The organism is Amycolatopsis thermoflava N1165 (assembly GCF_000473265.1).
Taxonomy (GTDB): Bacteria; Actinomycetota; Actinomycetes; order Mycobacteriales; family Pseudonocardiaceae; genus Amycolatopsis_E; species Amycolatopsis_E thermoflava.
The window spans coordinates 3,259,570-3,279,787 of sequence record NZ_KI421511.1 but is presented as its reverse complement, the minus strand read 5'-3'; the positions used below and the strand labels follow the sequence as shown (position 1 = coordinate 3,279,787).

At 72.4% G+C, this 20,218-nt stretch carries 20 protein-coding genes; 16 read left to right on the top strand and 4 right to left on the bottom strand.

Going from position 1 to position 20,218, the window contains the following annotated elements:
• The first annotated feature begins 28 nt into the window (after nucleotides 1-28).
• Nucleotides 29-1,153: an NDMA-dependent alcohol dehydrogenase gene (locus AMYTH_RS0116405; RefSeq protein WP_027931247.1), complete on the top strand. Its 1,125-nt coding sequence runs from the start codon at nucleotides 29-31 to the stop codon at nucleotides 1,151-1,153.
• 129 nt (nucleotides 1,154-1,282) lie between these two features.
• On the opposite strand, the gene AMYTH_RS0116400 is transcribed toward AMYTH_RS0116405, so the two are convergent.
• Complete coding sequence (locus tag AMYTH_RS0116400; RefSeq protein ID WP_027931246.1) at nucleotides 1,283-3,445, bottom strand: glycoside hydrolase family 3 C-terminal domain-containing protein; 2,163 nt, start codon at nucleotides 3,443-3,445, stop codon at nucleotides 1,283-1,285.
• A gap of 52 nt (nucleotides 3,446-3,497) precedes the next feature.
• On the opposite strand from AMYTH_RS0116400, the gene AMYTH_RS0116395 reads away from it, so the two are divergent.
• Together AMYTH_RS0116395 and AMYTH_RS50335 are read left to right on the top strand one after the other, a co-directional pair.
• Nucleotides 3,498-4,106: a TetR/AcrR family transcriptional regulator gene (locus AMYTH_RS0116395; protein WP_027931245.1), complete on the top strand. Its 609-nt coding sequence runs from the start codon at nucleotides 3,498-3,500 to the stop codon at nucleotides 4,104-4,106.
• A 100-nt stretch (nucleotides 4,107-4,206) separates the two neighbouring features.
• Complete coding sequence (locus tag AMYTH_RS50335; protein ID WP_228684820.1) at nucleotides 4,207-4,380, top strand: hypothetical protein; 174 nt, start codon at nucleotides 4,207-4,209, stop codon at nucleotides 4,378-4,380.
• A gap of 94 nt (nucleotides 4,381-4,474) precedes the next feature.
• On the opposite strand, the gene AMYTH_RS0116385 is transcribed toward AMYTH_RS50335, so the two are convergent.
• On the bottom strand, nucleotides 4,475-4,666 hold the full coding sequence (locus tag AMYTH_RS0116385) for a tautomerase family protein (RefSeq protein WP_027931243.1): 192 nt from the start codon (nucleotides 4,664-4,666) through the stop codon (nucleotides 4,475-4,477).
• 60 nt (nucleotides 4,667-4,726) lie between these two features.
• Nucleotides 4,727-6,070 carry an MFS transporter gene (locus tag AMYTH_RS0116380; RefSeq protein ID WP_027931242.1) on the bottom strand — a complete coding sequence of 448 codons (1,344 nt, stop codon included), beginning with the start codon at nucleotides 6,068-6,070 and terminating at the stop codon, nucleotides 4,727-4,729.
• 187 nt (nucleotides 6,071-6,257) lie between these two features.
• Between AMYTH_RS0116380 and AMYTH_RS0116375 the strand changes: the two genes are divergently transcribed.
• The 8 genes from AMYTH_RS0116375 to AMYTH_RS0116340 all read left to right on the top strand — a co-directional run bounded on the left by AMYTH_RS0116375 (nucleotide 6,258) and on the right by AMYTH_RS0116340 (nucleotide 13,560).
• Complete coding sequence (locus AMYTH_RS0116375; protein ID WP_027931241.1) at nucleotides 6,258-7,070, top strand: sugar phosphate isomerase/epimerase family protein; 813 nt, start codon at nucleotides 6,258-6,260, stop codon at nucleotides 7,068-7,070.
• 23 nt (nucleotides 7,071-7,093) lie between these two features.
• A complete protein-coding gene (locus AMYTH_RS0116370; RefSeq protein WP_020422181.1) occupies nucleotides 7,094-7,867 on the top strand; it encodes an SDR family NAD(P)-dependent oxidoreductase in 774 nt (257 codons plus the stop codon).
• 14 nt (nucleotides 7,868-7,881) lie between these two features.
• Entirely contained in the window at nucleotides 7,882-9,555 is a 1,674-nt protein-coding gene (locus tag AMYTH_RS0116365; RefSeq protein ID WP_027931240.1) for a dihydroxyacetone kinase family protein, read from the top strand.
• Nucleotides 9,552-10,016 (top strand): ribose-5-phosphate isomerase, encoded by a 465-nt coding sequence (locus AMYTH_RS0116360; protein WP_027931239.1) that lies wholly within the window; start codon nucleotides 9,552-9,554, stop codon nucleotides 10,014-10,016. The genes AMYTH_RS0116365 and AMYTH_RS0116360 overlap by 4 nt, the downstream gene beginning before the upstream one ends.
• 23 nt (nucleotides 10,017-10,039) lie before the next feature.
• Complete coding sequence (locus AMYTH_RS0116355) at nucleotides 10,040-10,723, top strand: GntR family transcriptional regulator (protein ID WP_027931238.1); 684 nt, start codon at nucleotides 10,040-10,042, stop codon at nucleotides 10,721-10,723.
• Nucleotides 10,724-10,774: 51 nt separating this feature from the next.
• Nucleotides 10,775-11,635 carry a transketolase gene (locus AMYTH_RS0116350; protein ID WP_027931237.1) on the top strand — a complete coding sequence of 287 codons (861 nt, stop codon included), beginning with the start codon at nucleotides 10,775-10,777 and terminating at the stop codon, nucleotides 11,633-11,635.
• On the top strand, nucleotides 11,632-12,618 hold the full coding sequence (locus AMYTH_RS0116345; protein WP_027931236.1) for a transketolase family protein: 987 nt from the start codon (nucleotides 11,632-11,634) through the stop codon (nucleotides 12,616-12,618). Before AMYTH_RS0116350 ends, AMYTH_RS0116345 begins: the two co-directional genes overlap by 4 nt.
• A gap of 132 nt (nucleotides 12,619-12,750) precedes the next feature.
• Nucleotides 12,751-13,560, top strand: a complete 810-nt coding sequence (locus AMYTH_RS0116340) for a LuxR C-terminal-related transcriptional regulator (RefSeq protein WP_027931235.1) — start codon at nucleotides 12,751-12,753, stop codon at nucleotides 13,558-13,560.
• 37 nt (nucleotides 13,561-13,597) lie between these two features.
• Here AMYTH_RS0116340 and AMYTH_RS0116335 read toward each other — a convergent pair whose 3' ends face one another.
• On the bottom strand, nucleotides 13,598-14,929 hold the full coding sequence (locus tag AMYTH_RS0116335; protein WP_027931234.1) for an MFS transporter: 1,332 nt from the start codon (nucleotides 14,927-14,929) through the stop codon (nucleotides 13,598-13,600).
• A gap of 141 nt (nucleotides 14,930-15,070) precedes the next feature.
• Here AMYTH_RS0116335 and AMYTH_RS0116330 point away from each other — a divergent pair, with 141 nt between their 5' ends.
• The 5 genes from AMYTH_RS0116330 to AMYTH_RS0116310 all read left to right on the top strand — a co-directional run bounded on the left by AMYTH_RS0116330 (nucleotide 15,071) and on the right by AMYTH_RS0116310 (nucleotide 20,217).
• Nucleotides 15,071-16,765, top strand: coding sequence for an AMP-binding protein (locus AMYTH_RS0116330; RefSeq protein ID WP_027931233.1), 1,695 nt, complete (start codon nucleotides 15,071-15,073; stop codon nucleotides 16,763-16,765).
• Between the two features lie 59 nt (nucleotides 16,766-16,824).
• Nucleotides 16,825-17,829 carry a glucose-6-phosphate dehydrogenase (coenzyme-F420) gene (gene fgd, locus AMYTH_RS0116325; RefSeq protein ID WP_020422190.1) on the top strand — a complete coding sequence of 335 codons (1,005 nt, stop codon included), beginning with the start codon at nucleotides 16,825-16,827 and terminating at the stop codon, nucleotides 17,827-17,829.
• Between the two features lie 109 nt (nucleotides 17,830-17,938).
• Nucleotides 17,939-18,229 (top strand): ArsR/SmtB family transcription factor, encoded by a 291-nt coding sequence (locus AMYTH_RS0116320; RefSeq protein ID WP_020422191.1) that lies wholly within the window; start codon nucleotides 17,939-17,941, stop codon nucleotides 18,227-18,229.
• Between the two features lie 21 nt (nucleotides 18,230-18,250).
• Nucleotides 18,251-19,243, top strand: coding sequence for an LLM class flavin-dependent oxidoreductase (locus AMYTH_RS0116315; RefSeq protein ID WP_027931231.1), 993 nt, complete (start codon nucleotides 18,251-18,253; stop codon nucleotides 19,241-19,243).
• A 218-nt stretch (nucleotides 19,244-19,461) separates the two neighbouring features.
• Nucleotides 19,462-20,217, top strand: coding sequence for a GAF and ANTAR domain-containing protein (locus AMYTH_RS0116310; RefSeq protein ID WP_027931230.1), 756 nt, complete (start codon nucleotides 19,462-19,464; stop codon nucleotides 20,215-20,217).
• Nucleotide 20,218: the final 1 nt, after the last annotated feature.

The following is a 20,218-nucleotide window of genomic DNA, read 5'->3' as shown; positions in this document are numbered from 1 at the left end:
TGAGGACGCTCGCTCGAGGAGGAGCAGCATGCCCATCACCACCAAGGTGTCCCTGGTCCGCCAGGCCCCCGGCACCTACGAAACCGCCACCGTGGAGCTGGACGACCCGCGCCAGGGTGAGGTCACCGTCAAGCTGGCCGCGTCCGGCCTGTGCCACTCCGACGACCACGTGGCCACCGGTGACGTGCCCGTCGCGGTGTACCCGTACGTCGGCGGCCACGAGGGCGCCGGGGTCGTCACCGCGGTCGGCCCGAACACGCCCGGCTACGAGGTCGGCGACCACGTCGTGTTCTCGTTCCTGCCCGCGTGCGGCAAGTGCGAGTTCTGCGCGCAGGGGCTGTCCAACCTGTGCGACCTGGGCGCGTCGCTGCTCACCGGGGCGCGCGCGGACGACCCCACGAGCTTCCGGATGACCGAGAACGGCAACCCGGTCGGGCAGCAGTGCGGCATTTCGACGTTCGCCGAGTACACCACCGCGTCGGTGGACTCCGTGGTCAAGATCGGCAAGGACATCCCGCTGAAGGCGGCCGCGCTCGTCGGGTGCGGCGTGCCGACCGGCTGGGGTTCGGCGGTCAACTCGGCGAACATCAAGCCCGGCGCGGTCGTGATCGTCATGGGCATCGGCGGGATCGGCGCGAACGCGCTGCAGGGCGCGGCGCACGCCGGCGCGAAGACGATCATCGCCGTCGACCCGGTGCAGTTCAAGCGGGACAAGGCGAAGGTGTTCGGCGCGACCCACGCGTTCGCCACGATCGAGGAGGCGGCCGACTTCGCGCGCTCGCTGACCAACGGGCAGGGCGCGGACGCCACGATCGTGACGATCGGTGTCGTGCGGGGCGACCACGTCGGCCAGGCGCTGGCGTCGATCCGCAAGGCCGGGACGGTCGTGCTGACCGGCCTCGGCAACATCACCGAGGCCGGCGCACCGATCGCGCTGGGCGACCTGACGCTCATGCAGAAGCGGCTGCAGGGTTCACTGTTCGGCGAGTCCAACCCGCGCCGCGACATCCCGAACCTGCTGCGCATGTACCAGGCGGGCCAGCTCAAGCTCGAGGAGCTGATCACCCGCGAGTACACACTCGACGAGGTGGCGCAGGCGTACGAGGACATGCACGCGGGCCGCAACATCCGCGGCCTGGTGGTGTTCGACTGAGACTGCGGACGGCCTGGCGCCCGACGGGGGCGCCGGGCCGTCCGTGTTCAGCGGCATTCGCGGAGGGCCGGGCGGGCCGAGGACCGGGTGGAGATCGCGTCTTCCCGTCCTGGACGACGGCGGCGCCGGTCAGCCGTTGACCTCGGCGATCAGCTTCGCCAGCGTGTCCGCCGTCAGCGGGCTGCCCGGGAAGGCGGACATCCGGCTCAGCGGCAGGCCGCCCACGAACGACATCGTCGACGGGTCGGCCGCCAGCCGCCCGATCGGCCCGCCGCCGGCGGCCGCGGCGAAGGCCTGTCCCAGCAGTTCCGCGCCGCGCGGGTCGGCGAACCATTCGGCCACTGTGGACTCCCCGGTCAGCGGCACCCGCACCTCGTCGCCCATCACTTCGGCGACCGCCGTCGTGCGCAGGTCGCGTGAGGACGAGCCCACCGCGCAGTGGTACTCGCCGCCCTCCACGATCCACCGGTTCACGCGGGTGTCCCAGTAGGCCAGGTCCTCGCGGGCGATGCGCAACACCACCTCGGCCGTCTCGCCCGCCGCGATCGGGACGTTCGCAAACGCTTTCAGCTCGCGCGGCACCCGCCGCACCGCCGAACCGGGCACGCTCACGTACACCTGCACGACCTCACGGCCGTCCCGCCGCCCGGTATTGGTCACCGGGACCCGGATCTCGATGCCGGAGTCCGTGACGGTCGCCTGCGCGGCGCCGTACTCGAACGTAGTGTACGACAACCCGAACCCGAACGGGTAGGCCACTTCCTGCTCGCGCGCGTCGAAGCCGCGATAGCCGACGTGCAGGCCCTCGCCGTAGCGCACGTGCCCGTTCTCGCCGGGGAAGTCCAGGTAGGACGGGTGGTCGGCCAGTCGCACCGGGATCGTCTCGGCCAGCCGTCCGGACGGGTTGGTCCGTCCGAACAGGACGTCGGCGAGCGCGCTGCCCCCGGCCTGCCCGAGCAGCCAGCCCTCCACGACGGCAGGCACCGCCGCCTCCCACGGGCGGGTCAGCACGAGGGCTCCGTTGGACAGCACCACCACGGTGCGCGGGTTCGCCGCCGCGACCCGCTCGACCAGTTCGCGGTGCGCGGGCGGCAGGTCGGCGCTCTCCCGGTCGGCGCCCTCGGTCTCGTGCTCACTGCCGACGAAGACCAGCGCGACCTCGCTCTCCGCGGCGAGCGCCACCGCCTCGTCGATGTCGTCGTAACCGGACGCGAAACGCACCTCGGCCGATTCGGAGAGCGCGGTGAGGGCGTCGTCCAGCCGCGTCGGGGTGATGTGCGAGCTGCCACCGCCCTGGTAGCGTGGGGTGCGGGCGAACTCGCCGATCACCGCGAGCGACTGGCCCTCGGACAGCGGCAGCAGGCCGCCCTCGTTCTTGAGCAGCACGACGGCCCGCGCGGCGATTTCGCGGGCGAGGGCGTGGTGGGCGTCCGCGTCGAACTCGGCAGGCTCCCGCTCCGCGGCGCGCTCGACCAGGGCGCGGACCCGGTCGGCGGCCGCCCGGAGCGCGGCGGGATCGAGCCGCCAGTCCGCGACCGCCTCGGCCAGCGCCCGGTCGCCGGTGTCGTCGGGGCCGGGCATGGTCAGGTCCAGTCCGGCGGCGACGGCGGCGACCCGGTCCGCGACCGCGCCCCAGTCCGACACCACCAGGCCCGCGAACCCCCACTCCTCGCGCAGGACTTCGGTGAGCAGCCAGCGGTTCTGGCTCGCGTAGACGCCGTTGATCCGGTTGTACGAGCACATCACGGTCCACGGCTGAGCCTGCGTCACCACGCGCTGGAACGCGCGCAGGTACATCTCCCGCAGGGTGCGCTCGTCGACGTCGGCGCTGATCCGCATGCGGTCGGTTTCCTGGCTGTTGACCGCGAAGTGCTTCAGCGACGCGCCGACCCCGCGGCTCTGCAGGCCGCGCACCCACTCGGTCGCCAGCACGCCGGTCAGCAGCGGGTCCTCGGAGAAGTACTCGAAGTTACGGCCGCCCAGCGGGGTGCGCTTGAGGTTGATGCCGGGGCCGAGCAGCACGGCGACGCCCATCGCGCGGCACTCGTCGCCCAGCGCCTCGCCCATGCGGCGCAGCAGGTCCGGGTCCCAGGTCGAGGCCGTCGCGACGGCGGGCGGGAAGCAGGTGGCCGGCCGGCCGGTGACCACGTCGTCCTCGCTCGCCTGCAGGCGCACGCCGTGCGGGCCGTCGGTGACGGTGATCGAGGGGAGCCCGGCCGTCGGGGTGGTGTGCCAGAAGTCGTTGCCGCTGGTGAGGGCCGCCTGCTCGGCGACGGTGGGATCAGGCTGCACGGGGCGTCCTTACCTAGTACCTACTAAGTACTCGGTAGCCTAGGATGGGCGCGTGGAGGCGGTCAACACGAGGCGGGACCGGACGCGGCTGCCCGCGGCGCAGCGGCGGCGGCAGATCCTCGACGTGGCGACGCGCCTGATCGGGGAGGGCGGGTTCTGGGCGCTGTCCATGCAGGACGTGGCCGACGCGTGCGGGCTGACCGTGCCCGGCCTGCTGCACCACGTCGGGTCGAAGGACGGGTTGCTGCTGGCCGTGCTCGACCACCGGGACGCCGAAGACTTCCGGTCGCTGGCGGAACAGCTGGGGCTGGGCGCGGGCGCGACGGGCTGGCCGCGGGACATCTCGCTGGCCGAGGCGTGCGAGGCGCTGGTCCGGCGCAACGCCACGCAACCGGAGATCGTGCGGCTGTTCTCGGTGCTGCAGGCGGAATCGCTGGCGCCGGGCCACCCCGCGGCGGCCTACTTCGCGGCGCGGCAGGAGCGGGTGCTGGCGGAGTTCACGGCCATGGTGTCCGGCCGCGTGCCCGACCCGGCGTCGCTGGCGCGCCAGGTGGTGGCGGCGATGGACGGGCTGCAGATCCAGTGGCTCCGCGACCCGGACGGCACGGACCTGGTGGCGGAGTGGCAAGCCGCGGCGGCGCGGCTGTTCGCGGGGCTGTGAGACGGGCTTCTGGGACGTGGTGCGGCAGCGGCTCCAGGCCGCGGCGGAGGCGTCGGCCCAATCGGACCGGGTACGCGGGGACCGGGCCTGCTCCTCCGGCGTGATCCGTACCCTGGCGTTGGATCCGGGGCGGCCATCGTCGAGCCTGCCGGCCAAGCAGATCACCGGAAATGGGCGCCGTTCCCGGCATCACCACTCGTTCCGCGACCTGGACGGCACGGACCTGGTGGCGGAGTGGCAAGCCGCGGCGGCGCGCCTGTTCGCGGGGTTGTGACTGGCCGGCAGAGCAGGATGATCCCGAGCGTGAGCACGACGTACGCCACGGCCGGCCACATGTGAGCCACCGGCCCCCTCGCCGGCAGCGGGAGTCAACCGTCCTTTTCGTCGAGGGTGACGTCGCCCGCGGCCCAGTGGCTGCCGGGCACCTCCGTGACGATCACGCGCACCGACTCCTTCGGCGCGTCCAGCGCCGACATCGTCGCCTCGGTCAGGGCGGTGATCAGCGCGCGGATCCGCGCCGGGTCGCGGCCTTCACGCAGGCTGACCTGGATCAACGGCATCGAAGCCTCCTCGGGTGCCGGGGTCCGGGTTCCCATCATCGCGGACCCCGGCGCCGGAGGTCAGGAGAGCCGCACCGGTTCGGCCGGCGTTTCCGCGGTCGCGCGGGCCGCGGCTTCCCGCTCGGCCCGGCCCCACGTCTCGCGCGTCAGCAGCGCCGACACCAGGCCCAGCGCGGAGTAGGCGAGGAACAGCAGCGCCGGCCCGAGCCAGCCCAGCCACAGGAACAGCAGCGTCGTCACGAAGGGTGTGACACCCGAGATCATCGCCGAGATCTGGTACGCCAGCGACGCCCCCGACGAGCGCGTCTTGGCCTGGAACAGCTCCGGGAACCAGGCGCCCTGCGCGCCGGCCAGCGCGTTCTGGCACACCGCGTACGACACGATCACCGTCACCACGATCGCGATCAGCGACGCCGTGTTGACCAGCAGGAACATCGGGATCGCCCACAGCGCGCCGAACAGCGTCACCCACAGGTAGACGGGGCGTCGTCCGATGCGGTCGGTCAGCCCGCCCCACGCGATCGTCGCGCCGATGCCGACCGCCGACGCGATGCACAGCGCCATGATCGTCTCGCCGCTGGTCGCCAGCTCCTCGGACTTCAGGTACGAGATCATGTAGGTGATGGCCACCGCGTAGCCCGCGGTCTCGGCGATCCGCAGACCGATGCCGCGCAGCACGTTGCGCCAGTCCTCGCGCAGCACCTGCACGATCGGCGCCTTCACGATGTCGCCGCTGTCGCGCACGTCCTCGAACACCGGCGACTCCGGCACCTTGGCGCGCACGACGAGCCCGACGATGACCAGGATCAGGCTGGCCAGGAACGGCACCCGCCACGCCCAGTCGCCGGACAGGTTCACCGACACCAGGAACACCAGGTTCGCCAGCAGCAGCCCGATCGGGAACCCGGCCTGCACGATGCCGGTGAACGCGCCCTTGCGGCGCCACGGCGCGTGCTCGTACGTCATCAGGATCGCGCCGCCCCACTCGGCGCCGTAGGCGACGCCCTGGATGATCCGCACGGTCACCAGCAGCGCCGGGGCCAGCACACCGGCCGTCTCGTACGTCGGCAGCAGGCCGATCGCGAACGTGGCCAGTCCCATCACGATCAGCGACGCGACCAGCACCGGCTTGCGGCCGATCTTGTCGCCGAGGTGGCCGCCGATGATGCCGCCGATCGGCCGCGCGACGAACCCGACGCCGAGCGTGGCGAACGCGGACAGCGTGCCGATGACGGGTGAGGCGTTGGGGAAGAACGCGTGTCCGAAGTAGAGCGCCGCGGCGGTGCCGAAGCCGATGAAGTCGTAGCTCTCGATCACGGCCCCCGCGGTGGAGCCCCACGCGACGCGGCGCGCATCGGGCGTGCCGTGCACCGGGCCGCGCATGGTGAGCGCTTCGCTGCGCATTGTCGATTGCCTTCCTGTCAGGGGCCACCACGACCGTACGCCGCGGTGCCCTCCTGTTAACAATGCAGGACATCGTGCGTTGCTCTCCAGGGGATGTCAACAGTGTGTTTCGCGCTCTACCTGGATGTCATAGGCAAATTCTGCGGAAACCTTGTCTGTTGACACTTCTCTGTTAACATTGCCGACCATGGAACGAACCGGATGGCCGGGCTGTTCGACGATCAGCTTCCGGCACCTGCCACTGGCGGCGGCGCTGGCGGTCATCGCGGAGTGCGGCTTCGGCGAGATCGACCTCGGCGCGCTGCCGGGGGTGTGCGACCACGTGCCGTACGACCTGACCGACGGCGCGGTGCGCGCCGTCGCCGCCGAGGTGGCGGCCTCCGGTCTGCGGGTCCGTTCGGTCAACGGCGACATCGGTGACCTGAACCGCCCGCACGACGAGGACGAGCGGGCGGCCCACCTGCGCCGCCTGCTCGACCTCACCGCGGCCTGCGGGGCCGACGCGCTCGTGCTGCCGTGCGGCGCCCAGTCCCACGACCCGGTCGCGACCCTGGACGAAGACCTCGACCTGGTCGCGGCGCAGCTGCACCGTGCCGCGGAGGCCGCCGCGCGGCACGGCGTCGCCATCTGGGTCGAGGCCCCGCACTACCACCGCCTGTGCTGGAACACCGAGCTGGCGGCCCGGCTGGCGGGCCGGCTCGATCCGGCGGTGGGCCTGGTGCTCGACACCAGCCACATCGTCGCCTCCGGCGGCGACCCCGCGGCCTACGCCGAACGGTTCGCCGGGCGCATCGCCCACGTGCACCTGCGCGACGCCACCCCGGGCCACATCAACCACAGCATCGGCAACGGGGTGGTCGACTTCGCGGCCACCTTCGCCGCGTTGCGTGCCACCGGCTACCCGGGCGCCAGCTCGCTGGAACTGGAGACCCGGGACGTCACCGACGACGAACGGCCGGCCGCCGCGGTGAAGGCCGCGGCCTACATCGCCGGCCTGTGAACCCACGCAAGGAGAACACCGAAATGCCTGACACGCAGCGCACCGCCGTGATCACCGGGGCGGGCGCGCCCCGCGGGATCGGCAAGGCCACCGCCGCCCGACTCGCCCGCGACGGCTGGGCCGTGGCCGTGCTCGACCTGAACGAGCCCGCCGCCAAGGAGGCCGCCGACGAGATCGCCGCCGGGACCGGCGCGCCGGTGTTCGCGCACGGCGTCGACGTGGCCGACGAGCCGTCCGTGCTCGCCGCCTACCGGGCCGTGCGCGCCGAGGTCGACGCCGGGCGGCTGCCGACGGTCGGCGCGGTCGTCAACATCGCCGGCATCACCTCGCCGGTGCCGTTCCTGGAAACCACGCTCGAGCTGTGGAACAAGGTGATGGCGGTCAACGCGACCGGCACCTACCTGGTCACCAAGGCGTTCCTGCCGGACCTGATCGAGGCGGGCTGGGGCCGGATCGTGAACATGTCCTCGGTGTCGGCGCAGCAGGGTGGCGGCGTGTTCGGCCGCACCCCGTACAGCTCGGCGAAGGCCGCGATCCTCGGCTTCACCAAGGCGCTGGCGCGCGAACTGGGCGATGCCGGCGTCACCGTCAACGCGGTCGCCCCGGGCGCGGTGGACACCGACATCCGCGTCGGCACCACCGAGGAACTCGAGGCCGCCATCGTCAAGAGCATCCCCATCGGCCGCCAGGCCACGGTGGCCGACGTGGCCGGGGTGATCGCGTGGCTCACCAGTGAGGACGCCGGTTACCTGCAGGGCACGACCATCGACATCAACGGTGGCTCGTTCCTCCACTGAGGACGGGAAGCGCGATGACCTACCTCAGCAACGATCCGGCGACCTTCGCCGAGGACGCGCTCGCCGGGTTCTGCGAGCTGCACGCGGACACCGTGCGGCGCGTGCCCGGCGGGGCGGTCCGCCGCAGCCGGCCGTCGCGGCCCAAGGTGGCCGTGCTGCCCGGCGGCGGATCCGGCCACTACCCGGCCTTCTACGGCGTCATCGGGCCCGGCCTGGCCGACGGCGCGGTGAGCGGCAACCTGTTCACCTCGCCGTCCGCGCAGGACGCGGTTTCGGTGGCGCGGGCGGCGCACTCCGGCGCGGGCGTCGTCTTCAGCTACGGCAACTACGCCGGTGACGTGATGAACTTCGGCCTGGCCACCGAACGCCTGCGGGCGCAGGGGATCCGGGCGGAGAACGTCGTGGTCACCGACGACATCGCCAGCGCGGAGCGGCCCGCCGAGCGCCGCGGCATCGCCGGGGACTTCACCGTCTTCAAGGTGATGGGCGCGGCCGCCGAGGAGGGCATGGACCTCGACGAGGTCGTGCGCGTCGGCCGCAAGGCCAACGACGCGACCCGCACGATCGGCGCCGCCTTCGCCGGCTGCACGTTCCCCGGGGCGGACGCCCCGCTGTTCACCGTGCCGCACGGGCACATGGGCCTCGGACTCGGCATCCACGGCGAACCCGGGCTGCGCGACGTGCCGCGGCCTGCCGCGCGGGAACTCGCCGCGGACTTCGTGCGGCGCGTCCTGGCGGAGAAGCCGGCCGGGGCGGGGGACCGGATCGCGGTCCTGCTCAACGGGCTCGGCTCGGTCAAGCACGAGGAGCTGTTCGTGCTGTGGGCCGACGTGAGCCGCCTGCTGCGCGAATCCGGCCACACGCTGGTGCTGCCCGAGGTCGGCGAGCTGGTGACCAGCCTCGACATGGCCGGGGTGTCGCTGACCGTGACCTGGCTGGACGACGAGCTGGAACGGCTGTGGACGGCGCCCGCGTGGACGCCCGCGTTCCGCCGCGGCGCCATCGCGGCGGACTCCGGCGAGGAGGCCGTCGCGGAGGTGACCGACGACGGCCCGCGGTTCGCCGAGGCCTCCGCGGAGTCCCGGCAGCTGGCCGGGGCAGTGCTCGACGGGCTGCGCGCGGTGCGGAAAGCGTTGCGGGAAGCCGAATCCGAGTTGGGCGCGATCGACGCGGTGGCCGGCGACGGCGACCACGGCCGGGGCATGGTCCGCGGCGTCGACGCCGCCGTCACCGCCGCGGAAGCGGCCTGGCACCAGGGCGCGGGGGCGGGCGACGTGCTCGCCGCCGCCGGTGACGAGTGGGCCGCGCGCGCCGGTGGCACGTCCGGGGTCCTGTGGGGCGCCGGGCTGCGAGCGGCGGGCGAGGTCATCGGCGACGGCGTGATCGACGCGGTCGCCGCCGTGGACGCGTTCGCCGAGCGCGTGATGGCACTCGGCGGCGCCGAGCCCGGCGACAAGACCCTGGTCGACGCGCTGGTGCCGTTCCGCGAGCGGTTGGCGTCCGGCACCTGGGCGCAGGCCGCGGCCGCCGCCGAAGACGCCGCCCGCGCCACCGCCGATCTGGTGCCGCGCAAGGGACGGGCCCGCCCGCTCGCCGAGCGCAGCGTCGGCACCCCGGACCCGGGAGCCGTGTCGCTGGCCCTGATCGCCCGCACCGTCTCCGAGTACCTGCGAGAAGGGACGCGATGAACTACCGCATCGTGGTCGGCTGCGACGACGCCGGCCTGGACTACAAGGAACAACTCGCCGCCGACCTGCGGGCCGACCCGCGGGTGGCGGAGGTGGTCGACCTCGGCGTGCACCGCGGCGCCGACGACGTGCACCGGCCCTACCCGGAGATCGGGCTCGCCGCGGGCGAGGCGATCCGCGACGGCAGGGCCGACCGGGCGGTGCTGGTGTGCGGCACCGGCATCGGGATGGCGCTGTCGGCGAACAAGGTGCCGGGCGTGCGGGCCACCACCGCGCACGACTCGTTCTCCGTCGAACGCTCCATCCTGTCCAACAACTGCCAGGTGCTCACGCTCGGGCAGCGGGTGGTCGGGCTGGAGCTGGCACGGCGGCTCGTGGCAGAGTGGCTGGGATACACCTTCGACGAGCGGTCCGCCAGCGCGGCGAAGGTATCGTTGATCAGCGAGTACGAGCGGTGCTGACGACCAGCCCGGGGAGGGCGCGCGTGGTGAAGGAGCCGAACCGCAACCTGCGGCAGATGGCTGTCGACACGCTGCGCCAGGCCATCACGACCGGCGAGTTCCCGCCGGGCAGCCACCTCGGCGAGGTGCAGGTCTCCGAGCAGCTCGGCATCAGCCGCGGCACGCTGCGCGAGGCGCTCCGCCAGCTCCAGCAGGAGGGGCTCGTCGAGTACGGCGAGCGCGGCCGCGTCACGGTCCGGCTGATCAGCGAGAAGGACATCATCAACACCTTCACCGTCCGGGCGGCGCTGGAGGCGCTGGCCGGCGAGACGCTGGCGTCGAGCTACTACCGCGAGGAGCACTGCCGCCGCCTGCGGGCCGCGGTCGACCGGATGGCGCGCGCCACCCGGGTGTCGCTGGAGGCCCAGATCGAGGCCGACCTGGCCTTCCACGAGCTGCTGGTCGAGCTGACCGACAACGACGCGCTGGTGCGCTCGTGGAAGCTCCTCGAAGGCCCGATCCGCATGTGCATCATGTACCGCGGCCTGGAACGCGCCCTGTCCAACATGAGCCCGGGCCGCCATCTGGAGATCGTCACGGCGATCGAGTCCGGCGACCCGGTCAAGACGCAGAGCGTGATCTCCGAGCACATGGTCGCCACCGCGCAGGCCCTGCTGTTCGGCACCGTGCGCACCCGCCCGCGCATCGAGATCACCGGCGAGAACTGACTCTTCCTCCCGGGCCTGTTTTCCGCCCGGATCACGAAAGCGACGCAATCCATGACTGCATCGATCGCGCCGTCGGCCACCCGTGCCGACCGCGTCGCCGCGGCGGCCCACCGCATGCGGCACCACATCCTGAACATGGGCGAGGCCCAGGGCCAGGGCTACGTCGGGCAGGCGCTCGGCGCCGCCGACCTGCTCGCCACCGTCTACACCGACCAGCTGCGGCTGCGGCCGGAGGACCCGGATTGGCCGGAGCGGGACCGGTTCCTGCTCTCCACCGGGCACTACGCCATCGGGCTGTACGCGGCACTGGCGGAGGCCGGGGTCGTGCCGGTCGAGGAGCTGGAGACCTACGGCTCGGACGACTCGCGCCTGCCGATGTCGGGCATGGCGACCTACACCCCCGGCATGGAGATCTCCGGCGGTTCCCTCGGCCACGGGCTGACCGTCGCCGTCGGCATGGCGCTCGGCCTCCGGCTGCGGGGCTCCTCGTCGCGGGTGTTCAACTTCCTCTCCGACGGCGAGCTCGACGAGGGCTCCACGTGGGAGGCCGCGATGGGCGCCGCGCACCACCGGCTCGGGCTGCTCACCGCGATGGTCGACATCAACGCGCTGCAGGCCGACGGCCCCACCGCCGGCGTGCTGCGCACCGAGCCGGTCGTGGACAAGTGGGCGGCCGCGGGCTGGTTCGTCCGCCGCGTGGACGGCAACGACATCCCCGCCCTGCTCGCCGCGTTCGACGAGATCGCCGAGCAGGCGCGGCCGGACGGGCAGCCGTCGGTGCTGCTGTGCGACACCCGCATCGGCCGCGGCGTGCCGCTGCTGGAGACCAGGGAGAAGGCGCACTTCATGCGCATCGACGAGCACGAGTGGGACATCTGCCGCGGGCAGCTGGACGAAGGAGCGCGGGCGTGACCACCACCAAGCGGCTGACCACGTCGGCGATGATCGCGTCGTTCGCCGACCCCGGCCAGAAGACGACGAGCGCGCCGTTCGGGCACGCGCTGGCCGCGCTCGCCGAGCAGGACACCCGGGTCGTCGGGCTCACCGCGGACCTCGGCAAGTACACCGACATGCACGTGTTCGCCCAGGCACACCCGGACCGGTTCTTCCAGATGGGGATGGCCGAGCAGCTGCTGCTCGGCGCCGCGGCGGGCATGGCCGAGGTCGGGCTGGTGCCGTTCGCGTCCACCTACTCGGTGTTCGCGGCGCGACGCGCGTACGACTTCCTTTGCCTGGACATCGCCGAGCCGAACCTCAACGTCAACGTGGTCGGCGGCCTGCCCGGACTGACCACCGGGTACGGGCCGAGCCACCAGGCCACCGAGGACATCGCGATCTTCCGCGGCATGCCGAACCTGACGATCGTGGACCCGTGCGACTCGGTCGACATCGAGCAGGCCGTGCCGCAGCTGGCCGCGTGCGAGGGCCCGACGTACCTGCGGCTGCTGCGCGGCAAGGTGCCGACGGTGCTGGACGAGTACGACTACTCCTTCGAGCTGGGCAAGGCCGCCGTGCTGCGTGGCGGCAACGACGTCGTGTTCGTCTCCAGTGGACTGATGACGATGCGCGCGCTGCAGGCGGCGGAGAAGCTGGCCGCGCACAAGGTCGACGTGGCGGTGGTGCACACGCCGACGATCAAGCCGTTCGACTCGGAGACGGTGCTGCGCGAGATCGCGGGCGACCGGCTCGCGGTGACGCTGGAGAACCACACGGTGGTCGGCGGCCTGTTCGAGACGGTGGCCTCCGCCGCGGTGCGGGCCGGGGTGTCCGGCCGGATCGTGCCGGTCGCGCTGCCGGACGAGTTCCTGGCCGCCGGAGCGCTGCCCACGCTGCACGACCGGTACGGGCTCGCGACGGACCGCGTGGTGGAGCGGGTGCTGGCCGAGCTGGGCTGAGGCCACCCCCGTTGAACGCCGTGCGCTACCCCCGGACGGGGGTAGCGCCACCGCGCGGGAGTCGACGTCCCCTGGTCCCGCGGGTACCGTGGGGCGACCGACGATGGTGTGGTGCGAGGAGGACGGACGCCGATGTCTGACGCCCGCTCGGTGCTGCATGTCGAGTTGGAGGGCGCCGCCCGGGTGGCGGCTCTGCCCGTCGTGTTCGGCGGCGAGGTGGTCGACGGCCGGCTGCGGCTGTCCGGCTTCGTCGGGACACGCACGACCTCGCTGCACAACCTGGACGTCCTGCCCGGCGCCGGCCTCGGTGGCCGCGTGCTGATGCAGGGCAGGCCGATCGCCGTGAGCGACTACGGCAGTGCCCGCACCATCACCCACGACTACGACCGCCCGGTGCTCGCCGAGGGGCTGGCGTCGATCATCGCCGTGCCCGTCCGGGCCGGCGGTCGCTGCCGCGCCGTGCTGTACGGCGCGGTGCGTCGGCCGGTGACGTTCGGCGACCGCGTCCGCGACGCCCTGATGGAGTCCGGCAAGCGCCTCGCCCGTGAGCTGAGCGAGCGCGACGAGCTGACCGCGCGCCTCGACTCGCTGTCCCCCGGGGCCACCCTCGAGGAGCTGCGCTCGGTGCACTCCGAGCTGCGGGCCATCGCCGGCGCGCTGCCGGACCCCGAGGCGCGTCGCCGGCTCTACGCGGCCGCGCAACGGCTCGTCGACCTCGGCGAGGGCAAACCCGTCCAGGGCCCGCGGGTGCGTCTGTCCACCCGGGAGACCGACGTGCTCGCCCAGGTCGCCCTCGGCTTCACCAACGGCGAGGTCGCGGAACGGCTGTCCCTGTCCCGGGAGACCGTGAAGGCCTACCTCGGTTCCGTCATGCGCAAGCTGGACGCCCACACCCGCCACGAAGCCGTCGTCAAGGCGCGCCGGCTGATGCTGCTGCCCTGAAGACCGGTGGCGCCGCGCGGCGCCACCGGCCCCCGGCTCAGGCCACGGTCGCTTCGCTGGCCTGCCCGGCCGTCATCGCGGTGCCGCGGGTCTCCTTCAGCGCCAGCGTGGACACCAGCGAGATCAGCCCGGTCACCGCGAGCATCACGCCGACCGCGATGCTGCCGAAGCTCGCGGTCAGACCGGGCGCCACCAGCGGCGGGATCGCGCCACCCAGGACACCCGCGAGGTTGTAGCCCAGGCCCGCGCCGGTGTAGCGGAAGCGGGTCTGGAACAGCTCCGGCAGGAACGACCCGGCCGGCCCGTACGCCACCGCGAAGATCATCAGCGTCACCAGCACACCGACGGCGAACGCGACCGGGCTTCCGGTGTCCAGCAACGGGAACAGGACCAGCGACCACACCACGCCGAGCGCGGACGAGTAGACGATGACCCGCCGCCGCCCGAGCCGGTCCGACAGCACGCCGGCGACCACGATGACGATCCCGAACGCGACCGCCGCCGCGATACCGATGCCCAGCACCACCGGCCGCGTCAGCCCGGCCCCGGTCTTGCTCGTGCCGTAGCTGGTCAGGTACGTGGTGCCCATGTAGAAGAACGCGAACAGCATCGTCAGCGAACCGGCCGACAGCAGGATCTCCCGCGGCTGCTTGCGCACCGCCTCCAGGAACGGCAGCCGCTTCGGGCGGTCCAGGCCCGCGGTGCCGCCCGCCGCGACGAACGCCGGGGTCTCGGCGATGCTCATCCGCACGTAGAACCCGACGGCCACCAGCAGGATGCTCACCAGGAACGGCACCCGCCATCCGTAGTCCAGGAACGCGGCGTCCGCGTCGCCCATCACCAGGTTCGTCACCAGGAACGTGCCGCTGGACAACGCGAACGCGATCGCGGGGCCCAGCTGCGGGAACACCGCGTACAGGCCGCGTTTGGCCGGTGGCGCGTACTCCGCGGTCAGCAGCGTCGCCCCGGCCCACTCGCCGCCGACCGCGAGCCCCTGCGCGAACCGCAGCACGACCAGGATGATCGGCGCGGCCACCCCGATCGTCGCCGCGCCGGGCAGCAGTCCGATGAGGACGGTGGCGATGCCCATCAGCAGCAGCGTGGAGATCAGCGTGCGCTTGCGGCCGATCCGGTCGCCGAAGTGTCCGAACAGGATCGCGCCGACCGGCCGGGCGACGAACGCGACGGCGAACGTGGCGAACGCGGCCACGGTCCCGGCCGTCGCGCCCAGTGCGGGGAAGAACACCTTCGGGAACACCAGTGCGGCCGCGGTGCCGTAGATGAAGAAGTCGTAGTACTCGATGGTCGTCCCGACGCAGCTGGCCACGGCCACCTTGCGCATCGGGACCGCCGGGGTCTGGCTCGACACGGGTTCTCCTCGTCGTTGAGGGATCACTGGCCAGGAATCGTCCGGTATGGACAAAACGGGCGCTACCCCCATCCGTGGGTATCGCCCCGGCGGCGGCCGAATGCATGATGTCGGGCAGCCCGAGCGAAAGGACACAAAGCGGTGAACGCGACCGATGCCTACCGTGCGAGCAGGGACCAGCTGGTGGCGCTGCGGGAGGACCACGCCCGCGCCGTGGCCGAGTTCCGCTGGCCCGAGCTGGGGGAGCGGTTCAACTGGGCGGTGGACTGGTTCGACGCGATCGCACGCGACAACGACCGGCCCGCTCTGGTGATCGCCGAGGAGGACGGCACCACCACGCAGCGGTCGTTCGCGGAGATGTCCCGTGCCTCGGACCGGCTGGCCGCGTGGCTGCGCGAGCGGGGCGTGCGCCGCGGCGTTCCGGTGCTGCTGATGCTCGGCAACCAGGTCGAGCTGTGGGAGTCGATGCTGGCGATCATGAAGCTGGGCGCGGTGATCCTGCCGACCACCAGCGCCGTCGGCCCGGCCGACCTGACCGACCGGATCACGCGCAGCGGCGCGGAGTTCGTCATCTGCAACGCCGCCGACACCGGCAAGTTCGCCGACGTGCCGGGCGGCTACACCCGGATCAGCGTGGGCGCCGCGGACGGCTGGGCCGACCTGCGCGAGGCCGCGGACGCGCCGCACGTCCCGGTCGGGCATCCGGGCACCGCGCCCGGCGACCCGCTGCTGCTGTACTTCACCTCGGGCACCACGTCCCGGCCCAAGCTGGTCGAGCACACCCAGGTGTCCTACCCGGTCGGGCATCTGTCCACGATGTACTTCCTCGGGCTGCGGCCGGGCGACGTGCACCTCAACATCTCCTCGCCCGGCTGGGCGAAGCACGCGTGGTCGTGCTTCTTCGCGCCGTGGATCGCGGAGGCGACGATCTTCGTCTACAACTACCGCCGCTTCGACGCCGCCGCGCTGCTGGAGCAGCTGCGCCAGCGCGAAGTCAGCTCGTTCTGCGCCCCGCCCACGGTGTGGCGCATGCTGATCAACGCCGACCTCGGTGAGCGGCCGTCCGCGCTGCGCGAGGTCATCGGGGCGGGCGAACCGCTCAACCCGGAGGTGATCGAGCAGGTCCGGCGGGCGTGGGGGCTGACGATCCGGGACGGCTTCGGGCAGACCGAGACGACCGCGCAGGTCGGCAACACGCCGGGCTCGGCGGTCAAGGCCGGGTCGATGGGCCGCGCCCTGCCCGGGGTGCCGGTCGTGCTGGTCGACCCGGCGAGCGGGCAGCCGCTGACCGGCCCCGGCGAGGGCGAGATCTGCCTGGACCTGTCGCGCTCGCCGGTGAACCTGATGACCGGCTACCGCGGCGACCCCGAGCGCAACGCCGAGGCGATGGCGGGCGGTTACTACCACACGGGTGACGTGGCGACGATCGACGCCGAGGGCTACATCACCTACATCGGCCGCACCGACGACGTGTTCAAGGCCAGCGACTACAAGATCAGCCCGTTCGAGCTGGAGTCGGTCCTGATCGAGCACCCGGCGGTGGCCGAGGCGGCGGTCGTGCCCGCGCCGGACCCGGTGCGGCTGGCCGTGCCCAAGGCCTACGTCGCGCTCGCGCCCGGCCACGAGCCGACCAAGGAGACCGCGCTGTCGATCCTGCGGCACGCCCGCGAGAACCTCGCGCCGTGGCAGCGGGTCCGGCGGCTCGAGTTCTTCGAGCTGCCCAAGACGATCTCCGGCAAGATCCGGCGCGTCGAGCTGCGGTCCCGCGAGGACGAGCTGGGCACGGGCAGCCCCGCGGAGTGGCGTGACGACCAGTTCCCGGACCTGCGCGGCTGAGCGGACCCTCCCGCGCGCAGTAGGTTGGAGGTGAGCAACCAGTGTGAGGGAGGACGAACGTGGGTCTGAAAGTCGGCTACAAGGCCTCGGCGGAGCAGTTCGGTCCGCGGGATCTGGTCGAGTACGCCGTGCGGGCCGAGGAGCTGGGCCTGGACTCGGTGATGGTGTCCGACCACTTCCTGCCGTGGCGGCACGAGGGCGGGCACGCGCCGTTCGCGTTGTCGTGGATGTCGGCGGTGGCGGAGCGGACGAACCGGGTGCAGATCGGGACGAGCGTGCTGACTCCGACGTTCCGGTACAACCCGGCGGTGATCGCGCAGGCGTTCGCGACGATGTCGCTGCTGTCGGGCGGGCGGGTGATTCTCGGTGTGGGCACGGGTGAGGCGCTCAACGAGATCGCGGTGTCCGGCCGGGAGTGGCCGGAGTTCAAGGAGCGGTTCGCGCGGCTGCGTGAGGCGATCAAGCTGATGCGTGAGCTGTGGACGACCGACAACGTGTCGTTCGAGGGCGAGTACTACACCCTGGTCAACGCCAAGATCTACGACCGGCCGGAGCAGCCGGTGCCGGTGTACGTCGCCGCGGGCGGCCCGGTGGTGGCCAAGTACGCGGGCCGCGCCGGCGACGGCTTCATCTGCACCTCGGGCAAGGGCATGGAGCTCTACAACGACAAGCTGATGCCGGCGGTCGCCGAGGGCGCGGCCGCGGCGGAGCGGGACGTCGCGGGCATCGACAAGATGATCGAGATCAAGATGTCCTACGACCGGGACCACGAGAAGGCCCTGGAGAACACCCGGTTCTGGGCGCCGCTGTCGCTGACGCCGGAGCAGAAGCACAGCGTGTCCTCGGCCGAGGAGATGGAGCGGCTGGCCGACGAGCTGCCGATCGAGCAGGTCGCCAAGCGCTGGATCGTGGCCTCCGACCCGGACGAGGCCGTCGCGCAGATCAAGCCGTACCTGGACGCGGGCCTGAACCACCTCGTGTTCCACGGCCCCGGCCACGACCAGGAACGCTTCCTGACGCAGTTCGCCGAGGACGTCCTGCCGCGGCTGCGCGCACTGGGCTGACCCCCGCGCGCCGCTCACGGACCGCGTGTCCGTGAGCGGCGTCATGGTGCGGGCCCCTCGTCGGCGGGAGTAATTTCGGGAATTAGCGAAATGTCGAAGGACGGTGCGGGTGCTCCCTGAGTGCAAGGCCCTGGCGAACGAGACGCGGCTGCGCATCCTGGAGTGGCTCAAGGACCCGGCGGCGAGCTTCCCGGCGGCGGCGGACACGGCCGGGCTGGGGGTGTGCGTCGGCCTGATCCAGCAGAAGGCGGGCACGTCCGCGTCGACGGTCTCGGCGCACCTGGCCATCCTGCAGCGCGCCGGGTTCCTGCTGGCCACGCGGCAGGGCCAGTGGACCTACTACCGGCGCGACGAGGACCGCATCCGCGCCTTCACCGAGCGACTGCACCGCGACCTGTGACCCGGAAAAGGTGAGCCCGTCATGTCCCCAGTCCTGTCCGTACTGGACCTCGCGCCGATCGCGCCCGGCCAGACCGCGCGCGAGAGCTTCGCGGCCAGCGTGGCGCTCGCGCAGGCCGCCGAGCGCAGCGGCTACCGGCGGGTCTGGTACGCCGAGCACCACAACATGGCGTCCATCGCCTCCAGCGCGACGAGCGTGGTGATCGGGCACGTCGCAGAGCACACGTCGACCATCCGGCTCGGCGCGGGCGGGATCATGCTGCCCAACCACTCGCCGCTGGTGATCGCCGAGCAGTTCGGCACGCTGGAGACCCTGTTCCCCGGCCGCATCGACCTCGGGCTCGGCCGGGCGCCGGGCAGCGACCAGCAGACGATGGTGGCGCTGCGGCGCGACCCGATGTCGGCGGATTCGTTCCCGCAGGACGTGCTGGAGCTGCAGGCGTATCTGAGCGGCAAGGCCGTGCAGGGCGTGCGGTCGGTGCCCCGGGCCGAGGGCGTCGTGCCGCTCTACATCCTGGGCTCTTCGCTGTTCGGGGCGCAGCTGGCCGCGCAGCTCGGGCTGCCGTACGCGTTCGCGTCGCACTTCGCGCCGGACTCGCTGCACCAGGCCGTCTCGCTGTACCGCGAACGTTTCCAGCCGTCGGAGCAGCTGGCCGAGCCGTACGTGATCGCCGGGGCGAACGTGTTCGCCGCGGAGGACCACGACGAGGCCGAGGCCCAGCGGTCGGTGGCCTACCGGGCGCGCACGCGGGCGATGCTGTCGCAGGGCCGCTCGGGGGCGAACTTCACCGACGCGGAAATCGACGCGTTCCTGGCCTCGCCCCGCGGCCGCGGCCTGGCGTCGATGACGCGCTACACCGCGGTCGGCACTCCCGACGAGGTGCGCGCCTACCTGGCGGACTTCGCGACCGAAGCCCAGGCCGACGAGCTGATCCTGGCGCACCACGCGCACGACGTCGCGGACCGGGTCCGGTCGGTGGAGCTGACCGCCGACGCCATGGCGGCGGTCGCGTAGCGGCTCCGGCTGGCCAGTTGGCGTGCCGCGGTTGCACGTGGCGCAGCCCGGGGTCGGCGCCGCGCCGCACCCGCTCCTGACCTGCGATCCGCCCGCCGGGCGGCCGGGTAATATCGGCCGGGTTGTTGAGCAGACAGCGACCGGGTGCGGGCCCGGTGCTGTCTTTCGCTGGTCGCTCGCCCCGTTCCGGATGGTTGCCAGGAAGGGACACGACCAGGATGAGCGACGGTGCGGCAGGCCAGCTCGCACACCTCGACGAGGTGACCCGTGCACTCGAGGAACTGGCCGGCACGGTCGGGAACACCGACGACTTCGACGTGCTGCTGCGGGTGGTCTGCGAGCAGGTCGTGCGCGTGGTGCCCGGGGCCGACATGGCGTCGATCACGGTGCTCGACGATTCCGGCGCGCGATCGGTGGCTTCGACCGATGACCGCGCCACGCGGATCGACGCGGCGCAGTACGACGAGGACGACGGCCCGTGCCTGCGCGCGGCGCGCAGCGGGCAGGTGGTCCGGGTCGAGGTCGGCACGGCGCGGGAGTTGTGGCCCGGGTTCTCCGCCGTCGCGGCCGGGCACGGGGTGGCCAGCTACCTGGCTTCGCCGCTGCAGGTGCGCGACGAGGCGATGGGCGCGATCAACCTGTTCGGGTTCGGCGAGCACGGGTTCCGCGACGTCGATCAGAAGTACCTGGAGCTGTACGCGACGGTCGTGGACACGGTGCTGCACCTGTCCAGACGCGCGCTGCGCACCCAGGAACAGGTGCGCCAGTTGCGCGCGGCGATGCGCACGCGCGGGGTCATCGAGCAGGCCAAGGGCATCCTGATGGCGGCGAGACGGATCAGCGCCGACGACGCGTTCCAGCTCCTGGTGGGGCAGTCCCAGCGGGAGAATGTCAAGCTGCACACCATTTCGGCGCGGTTCGTCGCCGAACACTCCGGGCACGTGGTGGACCCGGACGACAGCCTGCCGAACTGAC